General features: G+C 72.6%; 10 protein-coding genes. 4 read left to right on the top strand and 6 right to left on the bottom strand.

Annotation, left to right across the window (positions count from 1 at the left end; genetic code table 11):
• Positions 1-68: 68 nt before the first annotated feature.
• The gene (locus ABZ818_RS15190) at positions 69-1,175 is read left to right on the top strand and encodes a DUF5937 family protein (protein WP_361414299.1); all 1,107 of its coding nucleotides are present in this window, start codon (positions 69-71) and stop codon (positions 1,173-1,175) included.
• A 221-nt stretch (positions 1,176-1,396) separates the two neighbouring features.
• On the opposite strand, the gene ABZ818_RS15185 is transcribed toward ABZ818_RS15190, so the two are convergent.
• The 3 genes from ABZ818_RS15185 to ABZ818_RS15175 form a co-directional block, all read right to left on the bottom strand.
• Positions 1,397-2,065: an AAA family ATPase gene (locus tag ABZ818_RS15185; protein ID WP_361414297.1), complete on the bottom strand. Its 669-nt coding sequence runs from the start codon at positions 2,063-2,065 to the stop codon at positions 1,397-1,399.
• A gap of 32 nt (positions 2,066-2,097) precedes the next feature.
• Positions 2,098-2,769 carry a response regulator transcription factor gene (locus ABZ818_RS15180; RefSeq protein WP_361414295.1) on the bottom strand — a complete coding sequence of 224 codons (672 nt, stop codon included), beginning with the start codon at positions 2,767-2,769 and terminating at the stop codon, positions 2,098-2,100.
• Positions 2,770-2,866: 97 nt separating this feature from the next.
• The gene (locus ABZ818_RS15175; protein WP_361414293.1) at positions 2,867-4,072 is read right to left on the bottom strand and encodes a sensor histidine kinase; all 1,206 of its coding nucleotides are present in this window, start codon (positions 4,070-4,072) and stop codon (positions 2,867-2,869) included.
• Positions 4,073-4,339: 267 nt separating this feature from the next.
• Between ABZ818_RS15175 and ABZ818_RS15170 the strand changes: the two genes are divergently transcribed.
• A complete protein-coding gene (locus ABZ818_RS15170) occupies positions 4,340-5,320 on the top strand; it encodes an SAM-dependent methyltransferase (protein WP_361414343.1) in 981 nt (326 codons plus the stop codon).
• Here the strand turns inward: ABZ818_RS15170 and ABZ818_RS15165 are convergent.
• Entirely contained in the window at positions 5,285-6,436 is a 1,152-nt protein-coding gene (locus ABZ818_RS15165; RefSeq protein ID WP_361414291.1) for an NADH-quinone oxidoreductase subunit D, read from the bottom strand. The genes ABZ818_RS15170 and ABZ818_RS15165 overlap by 36 nt on opposite strands.
• 31 nt (positions 6,437-6,467) lie before the next feature.
• Between ABZ818_RS15165 and ABZ818_RS15160 the strand changes: the two genes are divergently transcribed.
• Positions 6,468-6,974: a PH domain-containing protein gene (locus tag ABZ818_RS15160; RefSeq protein WP_361414289.1), complete on the top strand. Its 507-nt coding sequence runs from the start codon at positions 6,468-6,470 to the stop codon at positions 6,972-6,974.
• A 98-nt stretch (positions 6,975-7,072) separates the two neighbouring features.
• Positions 7,073-8,410, top strand: a complete 1,338-nt coding sequence (locus ABZ818_RS15155) for a PH domain-containing protein (RefSeq protein WP_361414341.1) — start codon at positions 7,073-7,075, stop codon at positions 8,408-8,410.
• Positions 8,411-8,507: 97 nt separating this feature from the next.
• On the opposite strand, the gene ABZ818_RS15150 is transcribed toward ABZ818_RS15155, so the two are convergent.
• Positions 8,508-9,893 carry a hypothetical protein gene (locus ABZ818_RS15150; RefSeq protein ID WP_361414287.1) on the bottom strand — a complete coding sequence of 462 codons (1,386 nt, stop codon included), beginning with the start codon at positions 9,891-9,893 and terminating at the stop codon, positions 8,508-8,510.
• Positions 9,894-10,077: 184 nt separating this feature from the next.
• Complete coding sequence (locus ABZ818_RS15145) at positions 10,078-11,205, bottom strand: alpha/beta hydrolase-fold protein (RefSeq protein ID WP_361414285.1); 1,128 nt, start codon at positions 11,203-11,205, stop codon at positions 10,078-10,080.
• Positions 11,206-11,416 lie beyond the last annotated feature (211 nt).

Here is an 11,416-nt window from a genome sequence, read left to right as displayed (position 1 = left end):
GGTTGGGCCCGGGCCGGTTCTGGGTGGTGGGCGGCGGTGTTGTCAGTGGGGGCGGGCACCATGGGGGCATGAGCGTGCGGATCGATATCGCGGGGCTGCGGCCGGAGAGGGTCGCTGTCGTGCCCGCGCCCCTGGCCGAGCTCTGCATGGCGCTGCACGCGCTGTCGGAACCGGGACACCACCCCGGTCTGCAGGGCTGGGTCACCGGCGTCACCGCCCGGCTCGACTCGCACCTGGCCGACCGGATGTGCGAGGCGGACTTCCTGTGGCGGACGACGTTCTCCGACCTCTTCCTGCCGTGCGCGGGCGTGCCCGGCGGCTCCACGCTCCCGGGCGCGACGCTCGCCGACGAGCTGGACATCCTCGACGAGCTGTCCGACGAGCAGTTCGTGGACGCCGCCCTGGAGTTCACCTGCGCCCTGCCGTACGGCCTGCCGGGTCCGGGACCGCTCGCCGACGCCGGTCTTCGACGCCGCGCCGTGGAGCTGGCCGCCGCGCGCGGGCCGCAGCAGGTGCGCTTCACCGAGCGGCTGCTGACCGACCCGCCGCGCATCAGGGCCTGGCTGCGGCAGTTCCTCGAGGACTGCGACGAGGCGTTCTTCGCGCAGACCTGGTCCCGGCTGCGCCACCGGCTCGCGGCCGACACCCGGCACAAGACGGAGCTGCTGCGCCGCAAGGGCCTGGCCGAGGCCCTTGCGGCGGTGTCCCCGGCGGTGGCGCTCGACGAGGCGGCCAGCCGGATCACCGTCGACAAGCTGGGCGAGGGCCGCACGGCCACGGCGGAGGGCGGCCTGCTCCTCGTGCCGACGAGCCTGGGCTGGCCCCACCTGATGGTGCTGCACCGGTACGGCTGGCAGCCGGTGCTGCACTACCCGGTCGGCTCCCCGGAGCTCGCCGCCCCGCCCTCGGTGGAGCAGCTGACCCTGCGGATGACCGCCCTGTCCCACCCGGTGCGGATGCGGCTGTGCCGCAGCCTGGCCCGCAGCGCGTTCACCACCAGCGAGCTGGCCCAGGTGCACGGCATGACCGCGCCGGAGATATCCCGGCACCTGAGCCTGCTGAAGAAGGCGGGTCTGGTCACCACCCGGCGCCGGGGGCGGTACGTGCTGCACCAGCTGGACGTCGCGACGGTCGCCCGGCTGGGCAGCGACTTCCTCGAAGGCGTGCTCCGCTAGTGCTGTGACCGGAAAGGTTTGCCGGAAAGCTCGCGGCGCCCGGTGCTGGGGGTACCTCCCACGCCGTTCAGGCTGTGGGGGAGCATCGCAAGGCGGAGCGTCACCCGCGTACTGGATGTACTCGGGTGATGCGACAACGCGGCGTGGGGGTACCCCCGGCCGAAGGCTGAGGGAGTGCCGTGCCGGGCGTCGCGAGCCGGCGAACCTTTCCGGTCGCAGCACTAGTCACCGGAGCCGGGGTCGGGCGTGCGGCGGGGTCCGTCGAACCGGATGTGCCGGACGCCGACCTTCGCCTGCCGCAGCCGTGTCCGCAGCGGGCCCTCGGTGTTGGGCCGCAGCGTGAGGCCAGCCAGGACGGCGATCCGGTCCGCGGTCTTCGGCACGGTCGAGTGGTCGGTCCACAGGTGCTCGGCGAACTCCGGCTCGCGCAGCCGCTCGAGGCAGCCGTCGAGCTGCTGAACGGCCCAGCTCTCCCGGCCCAGAGCGGAGCTCTTCCCGGCGACATACCCGACGAGGTGCCCGAACCCGCGCTCCCGCAGCCGCTTCAGAACGGTCTCGCGTTCCGCGAGGAGTGCGAAGTGCCGTACGTCGTGGCCCAGTTCGCGCAGCCGCCCGACGGTCTCGGCGAACTGGCCGGAGTCCGTGACGGTCATGGGGGCGATCACGACCCCCTCGTGCCGGGTGAGGGCCAGGTCCAGGACTTCCACCACCCCTTGCCGCCAGGCCGCCAAGTCCCTGAAGTCCGTGCGCAGTTCGGGTGGCAGCATGCGGCGCAGGCCGAACCCGGCATGCTCGGGATCGCAGACGACGCTGCCGGGCAGACGGCGCTGGATCTCGTGTGCGGTCTGTGTCTTGCCGCCCCCGAAGGGGCCGTTGATCCACAGGAGCATGCGCAGACCCTACCGACGGCCGCGTACGCCGTTCAGCCGTGTCCGCCGGCCCGGACGAGTCCCGTCTCGTAGGCCAGGACCACCACCTGCACCCGATCCCTCAGCCCCAGCTTGGTCAGGATGCGGCCCACGTGGGTCTTCACCGTCGCCTCGGACAGCACCAGCCGGGCGGCGATCTCGCCGTTCGACATGCCCTGCGCGACCAGGACCATGACCTCGCGCTCGCGCTCGGTGAGCCGCTGGAGCTCCTTGTGCTGGGGCTTCTTGCCGGCCGTCGGCAGCATCGGGGCGAACCGGTCGAGCAGCCGGCGGGTGGTGGAGGGCGCGACGACGGCGTCACCGCTGTGCACGGAGCGGATCGCGGCGAGCAGGTCGCCGGGCGGCACGTCCTTGAGCATGAACCCGGAGGCGCCCGCCTTCAGCCCGGAGAAGGCGTACTCGTCGAGGTCGAAGGTGGTCAGGATGAGCACCTTCGGCGGGTCGGGCTCGGAGCAGATGCGGCGGGTGGCCTCCACACCGTCCAGCTTGGGCATGCGCACGTCCATCAGCACCACGTCGACGGCGGTGGCGCGCAGCACCTGGAGGGCCTCGACGCCGTCGCCCGCCTCCGCGACGACCTCCATGTCCGGCTGGGCGGCGAGCACCATCCGGAATCCGGTGCGCAGCAGCACCTGGTCGTCCACGAGCATCACGCGGATCGTCATCGGGGTCCTCTTCCGTTCGTCATCGGCGGTTCGGGTCCGTTCGTCATCGGCAGATCGGGCGGGTGTGTGACAGGTGCCGGCGGGGTGCGCGCCGGCGTCAGTGCACCGGTTTGAGCGGCAGCAGGGCGCTGATGCGGAAGCCTCCGCCGGGGCGCGGACCCGCGTCCAGGGTGCCGCCCACCATGCCGACGCGTTCGCGCATGCCGATCAGGCCGTGCCCCTCGCCGTCGGCGCCGCCCTCCTCGTACAGCTCGTGCGGCGCGCCCTTGCCGTCGTCCTCGACGAGCAGTCCGAGGCCGTCGTCGAAGTAGACCAGGCGCACGCTCGCGCCCGTGTTCGGCCCGCCGTGCTTGCGGGTGTTGGTGAGGGCCTCCTGCACGATGCGGTACGCGGTGAGCTCGACCCCGCTGGGCAGCGGGCGCGGGGTGCCCTCGATCCTGAAGTCGACGGGCAGTCCGGAGCCCCGGCACTGCTCGACGAGGTCCTCGATCTGGTCGACGTCGGGCTGCGGCACGTACTCGCCGCTCTCCTGGTGTTCGCCGGTGCGCAGCACGCCCAGCAGGCGGCGCATCTCGGCGAGGGCCTGGCGGCCGGTGGAGGAGATCGTCTCCAGGGCCTTCTTGGCCTGGTCGGGCGCGGCGTCCAGGACGTAGGCGGCGCCGTCGGCCTGCACCACCATCACCGACACGTTGTGCGCGACCACGTCGTGCAGCTCGCGCGCGATCCGGGCGCGCTCGGCGGCGACCGCGACCTTGGACTGCGCCTCGCGTTCCTTCTCCAGACGGGCGGCGCGCTCCTCCAGTTGCGCGAAGTAGGCGCGGCGGGTGCGCATGGAGTCGCCGAGCACCCAGGCGAGGGCGAACGGCACCGTCTGGAAGACGGTTATCGCGACGTTGCCCAGGGCGCTCGCATCGTGCTGCGGCCAGCGCATCTGCGCGAGGGTCGCCGCGCACAGCCCGCCGACCAGGGCGAACCGGGAGGCCCAGCGGGCGCCTATCGCGGAGACCGTGTAGATGATCACCAGCATGGCGAAGTTGGCGACCATCGTCTCGACGTCCAGGACGAGCTGCGCCACACCCGCCGCGCCCGCCAGCACCAGCATCTTCTCCGGCACCCGGCGGCGCAGTGCGACGACCACGCACAGCACGGAGGACAGCGCGAGGGCCGCGCCGATCGAACCGTGGTGGCCGGGCGCCCCGTTGATGCTCGACACGCTCACGCCGGAAAGCCCGAGGAGGATGAGGGCCCAGGAGCCGTCCACCCACATCGGGTGCCTGCGGAGGAAGTCATAGAGGCGCTGCACGTAACCCAGAGTAGGGAAGCGGCACAGGTGCGGGGTCAGCCGAAGGGCCGATCCGTACGGGCCCCTCGTACTCCCCAAGGTGGAGGCAGTGATCACTTGTTGCGCCTCACTCCGCCGGACGGACCCTAGTCTGTCGGGGTGGCGGACGACACGGCGGACAGCACCGCGCGCACCACGGCCGACAGCACCCGGCGCACCACGGCGCAGAGCGCGGCGGAGGGCCGGGCCGAGGAGTGGCGCGGCTGGCGGGCGGCGACCGAGGAGGCCCTGTACGGGCCGGACGGCTTCTACCGGCGGCCCGAGGGCCCGGCCGGTCACTTCCGTACGTCCGTGCACGCCTCGCCGCTGTTCGCGGTGGCCGTGGCGCGGCTGCTGTGCCAGGTCGACCGGGCGCTGGGCCGCCCGGCGGCGCTCGACTTCGTCGACATGGCGGCCGGGCGGGGCGAGCTGGCCGCGGGCGTGCTCGCCGCGCTGCCTGCGGACGTGGCGGCACGCACGCGCGTGCACGCGGTCGAGATCGCCGCCCGGCCGGAGGGCCTGGACGACCGGATCGCATGGTCGGGGCAGGCCCCACGGGGGATCACCGGGCTGCTGTTCGCCAACGAGTGGCTGGACAACGTGCCGCTGGAGGTCGCCGAGGTGGGCTCCGCGGGCGTGCCCCGGCGGGTCCTGGTCCGGCGGGACGGCGCGGAACGGCTCGGGGAGCCGGTGTCGGGGGCGCAGGCGCGGTGGCTGGCCCGGTGGTGGCCGCTGCCCGCCGAGCAGGGCCTGCGCGCGGAGATCGGGCTGCCCCGCGACGCCGCCTGGGCCGACGCGGTCTCGCACGTCGAACGGGGCCTCGCGGTCGCCGTCGACTACGCGCACACGGCCGGCGCGCGACCGCCCTTCGGAACGCTCACCGGCTTCCGGGAGGGCCGGGAGACGGCGCCCGTACCCGACGGGTCGTGCGACATCACGGCGCACGTCGCGCTGGACGCGTGCGCCGCGTGCGCGCCTCCGGGCGCCCGGCTGCTGACCCAGCGCGAGGCCCTGCACGCCCTGGGAGTCACCGGCGCACGCCCCCCGCTCGCTCTCGCCTCCACGCGCCCCTCGGAGTACGTACGCGCCCTCGCGCGCGCCGGGGAGGCCGCCGAACTCACCGCGGCGGGCGGGCTCGGCGACTTCGGCTGGCTGGTGCAGCCCGTCGGCCTCGCGGAGGCGGACGTGGCGGCCCTACTTGTCGATGTCCCCGACCACGAAGAACATTGACCCCAGGATGGCCACCATGTCCGCCACGAGCGTGCCCGGCAGCAGTTCGGTGAGCGCCTGGATGTTGTTGTACGACGCCGAGCGCAGCTTCAGCCGGTACGGGGTCTTCTCACCCTTGCTGACCAGGTAGTAGCCGTTGATCCCGAGCGGGTTCTCGGTCCACGCGTACGTGTGCCCCTCGGGTGCCTTGAGGACCTTCGGCAGCCGCTGGTTGATCGGGCCGGGCGGCAGCTCGGCCAGCCGGTCCAGACAGGCGTCGGCGATGTCCAGCGCGTTGTGGGTCTGCTCCAGCAGGCACTCGAAGCGGGCCAGGCAGTCGCCCTCCTGCCGGGTGACCACCTTCAGGGTGTCCTGCACCTGTTCGTACGCCAGGTACGGCTCGTCGCGGCGCAGGTCGAAGTCGACGCCGGAGGCGCGCGCGATGGGACCGCTCACGCCGTAGGCGTGCACGACCCGCGGCGAGAGGACGCCCACGCCCCGGGTGCGGCCCCGGAAGATCTCGTTGCCGAGCACCAGGTCGTCGAAGACGTCCATGCGCGAGCGCACGGCGGCCACCGCGGCACGCGCGCGCGTGGCCCAGCCGGCCGGCAGGTCCTCCTTCAGGCCGCCGACCCGGTTGAACATGTAGTGCATCCGGCCGCCGGAGACCTCCTCCATGACGTTCTGGAGGACCTCGCGCTCCCGGAACGCGTAGAAGACCGGGGTGATGCCGCCCAGCTCCAGCGGGTAGGAGCCGAGGAACATCAGGTGGTTGAGCACCCGGTTCAGCTCGGCGAGCAGAGTACGCGTCCACACCGCGCGCGCGGGCACCTCCATGCCGAGCATCCGCTCCACGGCGAGGACGACGCCCAGCTCGTTCGAGAAGGCCGACAGCCAGTCGTGGCGGTTGGCCAGCATGACGATCTGGCGGTAGTCCCGTGCCTCGAACAGCTTCTCCGCACCGCGGTGCATATAGCCGATCACCGGCTCGGCGCGCATGATGCGCTCGCCGTCCAGCACCAGCTTCAGCCGCAGAACACCGTGCGTGGACGGGTGCTGAGGCCCGATGTTGAGCACCATGTCGGTGCTCTCCGCGGCGCCGCCGATCCCGACCGTGGTCTCCGTCGTGGGAGTCATGGACACAGTCTCTCGTACGTACGCTTGCCCCATGGAAACGGGGATCCCGGAGGACGAACGGGCGGCGGCCGAGGGCGAGCCGGCGTGGAGGGCGCTGCCGCGCGGCCTGCTGCGAATGCGCCGGCTGCTGCTGGTGGTGTGGATGGGCCTGTTCGCCCTGGCCGCGGGGCTGCTGCCGGGCCTGCTGGCCGGTCCCGCCTGGTCGGCGTTCGCACTGCTGCCGCTGGCGGTGATGGCGTGGGGCTGGGTGCTGCTCGGCCGCAACTGGCGCTCGTGGCGCTACACCGAGCGCGCCGACGACCTGCTGATCAGCCGGGGCGTGCTGTGGCGCGGGGAGACCGTCGTGCCCTACGGGCGGATGCAGCTGGTCGAGGTCACCTCCGGGCCCGTCGAGCGGCACTTCGGGCTGGCCACCGTGCAGCTGCACACGGCCGCCGCCGCGACCGACGCGACCATCCCCGGCCTCGACCCGGCCGAGGCGGAACGGCTGCGCGACCGGCTCACCGAACTCGGCGAGGCACGATCGGCGGGGCTGTGACGGCGGCGGAGGACGAAGAGGCCATACGCGAAGAGGCCGTACGCGGAGAAGCCCTGCGCGGAGAAGCCGTACCCGATGAGGCCGTGAGCGACGGGGACATGTCGGAGAAAGCGGTGAGCGACGCGGCCGTACGCGACGGGCGGCCCGTGACCGAGCGGCGGCTGCATCCCGTCACGCCCCTGAGACGGGCGTGGGCGCCGGTCGCCGTGCTCACGGGCTGGGCCGTGCACGACCCCGACCAGGCACAGCGGCATCTGACACGGCTGACGACCACCACGCTGCTGATCGGGCTCGCGGTCGTCATACCCGTGGCCGCCCTCTACGGCTTCCTGTCCTGGTGGTTCACGAACTTCGCGGTGACCGGCGCCGAACTGCGCATCCGTACCGGGCTGTTCTTCCGCCGCACCGCGCACATCCGGCTGGAGCGGATCCAGGCCGTCGACGTCACCCGGCCGCTGCTCGCACGGATCGCGGGCGTGGCCAAGCTGAAAATCGACGTCATAGGGACGGACAAGAAGGACGAACTCGCCTTCCTCGGCGAGGAGGAGGCCCGGACGCTGCGCGCCGAACTGCTCGCGCGCGCGGCCGGGTTCGCGCCCGAGACGGCACACGAGGTCGGCGAGGCACCCGCGCAAAAGGTGGTCCGCGTACCCGGGCGCGTGATCGCCGTCTCGCTGCTGCTGACCGGCGCGACCTGGGGATCGCTGGTCGCCGCGGTCGTCGTACCGCCGCTGCTGTGGCTGGCCACCCACAGCCTGTGGACGGTGCTCGCCGCCGTCCTGCCGCTGCTCGGCAGCGCCGTGGCGAACAGCGCGGGGCGCTTCGCCGCCGAGTACGACTGGCTGGTGAGCGAATCGCCCGACGGGCTGCGGATCGACCGGGGACTGCTGGACCGCACGCACGAGACGGTGCCGCCGGGGCGGGTGCAGACCGTGCGGATCGTGGAACCGCTGCTGTGGCGGTGGCGCGGCTGGGTGCGGGTCGAGCTGGACGTCGCCGGGTCGTCGAACTCCGTGCTGCTGCCGGTCGCTCCGCGGGAGGTCGCCGAGTCGGTGATCGCCCGGGTCCTGCCCGGGGTGACGGTGCCGCAGGCCGCCGACCTGCTCCGGCCGCCGCGGCGCGCCCGGTGGTGCGCGCCGGTGTGGTGGCGCGGGCACGGGATCGCCGTCACCGACGCGGTGTTCGCCGCGCGGCACGGACTGCTGCGGCGCCGGCTCGCGCTGGTGCCGCACGCGAAGGTGCAGAGCGTACGGCTGCGGCAGGGGCCCTGGCAGCGCATGTGGGGCCTCGCCGGCGTGCACGTGGACAACGGGGCCGACAAGACCGTGACGGCCCGCCTGCGGGACGCGCAGGAGGCGGCCCGGCTGCTGCGGGCCCAGGCGGAGAGGTCGCGCACGGGACGCCGGAGCGCAGGACCGGACCGGTGGATGACCTGACCGGTGGACGACGGGCCCGGTGGATGACATGAGTGCGACGCCGGGCGGGCGCCCGGCGTCGCGGTGTGACGTGGTGTGGCGTGACGGGAAGCGACCGTCAGGAGGCCGCGGTGCGCAGCCCCGGAAGGTCGATCCGCTCCGTCTCGTCGTGGGCCGTCAGGTCGATGATCTGACGGCCGGCGGCCGGCGCGTCGGCGTCGGCCGGCTTGTACTGGGACTCGGCCTCCGCCTTGTGCAGGGCGAGCGCCTCCTGGCCCACGACATCGGCGAGGTCGTCGTTCCGGACGGTGCCAGGCTCGGTGTCCGCCGCGTCCTTCTTCGTGCCGAAGAAGTCGAATCCGCCCTCGACCAGCGGGCGTCGCACGGGCGCGGCCGGTACGACGGCCACCGCGGTCGGCACGGTGAAGTGCCCGGAGGGCAGTTGCGGCGCGGCCTTGGCCGGCTCGATCGCCGCGGCGGAGGGGGCCGGTGCGGCCTGCTCGCCCGGATCGGCGGCGGTGGACCGGTCGGCGGGTCCGGCGGGTTCGACGGCTTCGGCCACGCCGGTCGCCTCGGCGGGGTCACTCGGGCCGGCCGTCCCGGTCGCCTCGACCGTCTCGGCCGTCTCGGCCGTCTCGGCCGTCTCGGTCGTCTCGGTCGTCTGGGCCGTCTCGGTCGTGGCGGCCGCGTGGTCGGGCGTCCCGCCCGTCCCGGCCTCCCACGCGGGATCCGGGTCGGCGTCGCCGTCCGCCGTCACGGCCGTTTCCCGCACCGGGTCGGCCTCCGACGCCGTGTCAGCTTCCTCGGAGGAGCCCGCCTTCGCGGCCTCGTCCGTCCGCGCCGCCCGGGCGCCGCCCTTGCCCAACCGCGACAGCGCGGCCTCGGCACGCAGGTACAGCTCGGACCCCTCCGGGGAGAACACGGCGGCGGCCGCGGACCCCGGCTTCTTCTCGGTGGGCCCGGTCACGGGGGCCGCGGACTCGTGCGTCTCCGTGACCGCGGCGTCCGGAGCGGCCGTCGGCGCGGCGGGCAGCGCGAGCATCTCGGAGCCGGTCTCGATCTCCAGCAGGCGGCGGCCCTCCAGCGCGCTCGCGCGCTCGGTCTCCGCCGTGGCGTACCGCCGCAGCAGCGACGCGTGCTCGTTGCGCAGCCCCGCGAGCTCCGTGCGCTTGGCGCGCAGCTTCTGCTCGAGGCGGCCGCGCAGTTCGCGCGACTCCTCGAGGTCGGTCTCGAGTTCGGCGACTCGTTCCTCGAATCGCCACTCGTCGCTCGCACGCGCGCGCGTGAGGTCGGCTACCCGCCGTCCGGCCTGCGCGTCCCAGCGGCGCATGACGAACGCGCCGAGAACAGCGGTCACCGCGGCGGTCCCGGCGAGCAACCGCAGCACCACCGCGTCCGTGAACGCCCAGGGACCAAGGGCGCAGACGACAGCGACGCCGGCGATCGCCGAGGAAGGCAACAGCCTGTGCAGGGGTGGGGAATGGCGGTGACGTCCACGTGGCATGGCCAGAAACTTACCGCGCGTACGCGAATCATGCCGGGCCGCCCCGCAAAAAGACAGCCATAACGAAACCTTCATGCGTCAGAGGGAGTTCCGGCCGCGTTTTCCTCCGCTTCTTCCCTCGCCTTCCGTTGCTCCGGCCCGCTCGTCTTCCTTCACTTCCGCCGCCGTTTCAACAAGATCATTTTCAGCGGTCGCCGAGCAGGCCGCTCATCCACTGCAGCGTCGCCGGGATCTCGCGCCGCCAGGTGTTGAAGTTGTGGCCGCCGCTGTCGAGGATGATGGACGCGATCCGCGTCCTGTTCGTCGCCTTCACCGCGTCGATGAACCTGAGCGTCGACCTGTAGTTGGTCTCGCCGAGCTTGCTGCTGGTGACGAGCAGCGAAGTGTCGGGCGCCTTCAGGTGCTTGATGCTCCACATCAGATCGGCACGGTTCCGCAGATTCCTGTCCCCTTGAAAAAGATCACCTGTGGTCGGGTCGGTGGGCGCCTTGTAGTACGGGGACAGGCCCGCGCCCGCGGCATACACCTCGGGATGGTGCAGGGCGAGTTTCAGCGCGCAGTAACCGCCCGTGGAGTCGCCGACGATGCCCCAGCTGCCCGGTTTCTTTCCGACCCGGTAGTGCGCGAGAACCGCGTCCGGCAGATCCTTGGCGAAGAACGACTCGGTCTGCGGGCCGCCCGGGACGTCCACGCACTCCGTGTCACGCGGCGGCGCCACCGAGGGCCGCAGCATCACCAGGATCATCGGCTGCATCCGCCCGGTCCTTGCGAGTTCCTGCGCGGTGTGCGGGTAGCGCAGCTTGGTGACCAGCGACTGCGCGGTGCCCGGGTAGCCGGTGAGGACCACGGCCGCCGGGAAGGTACGGGTCTGGTACTGCGGCTGGAAGTACTCCGGGGGCAGGTAGACGAACGCGGGCGCGGCGAGGTGTGTCGTGCGGCCCACGATGCTGACCTTCTGGATCTGGCCGGAGACGTCCGGCCGGTCGCCGTTGCCCAGCCGCACCTGCTGGGTCCCGATCACCTGGAGGGGTCCGCCGGTGCGGCCGTGTGCCGAGTTGTCCATGACAACTCCGGGCGCGTTCTCCTGCCCGAACAGATCCGCCCAACTGGCGTAGAAGCCGAATGCCTGGTTGGCGGCGAGTCCGACGCAGGCGAAGACCGCCGCCTGCGTGGCCAGCAGGATGCCGGCGCGTCCGGTCACCGCGCGCCAGGTACCGCGGGCCAGACGCGGCCAGAACCACACCGTGCCGACGAACAGCAGCACGGCGCAGAGGATCGCCAGTGCCAGCACTTTGTTGCTCATGAGACCCATGGGCTTTTCCCGCCTGCGCTTCCCGCCCAGGGCTCGCCGACGCTTCCTCGCGAGGGCTTGCCCCGGGCTTTCCCTGCCCTTTGACCCGACTTTCCGTTGGGGAGTGAACCTCTCTCCCCGAGACACCGTCCTAGAGGGCGCAATGTCGCCGGATGCCCGGATCGGCACCGGATTCAAGGTCTCTCGCAGAACTAGTGGGATGCGATGTCTG

Source organism: Streptomyces sp. NPDC047453, assembly GCF_040643155.1.
Classification (GTDB): Bacteria; Actinomycetota; Actinomycetes; order Streptomycetales; family Streptomycetaceae; genus Streptomyces.
The sequence above is the reverse complement of the archived record's forward strand: the minus strand, read 5'-3'. Positions and strand labels throughout refer to the sequence as shown.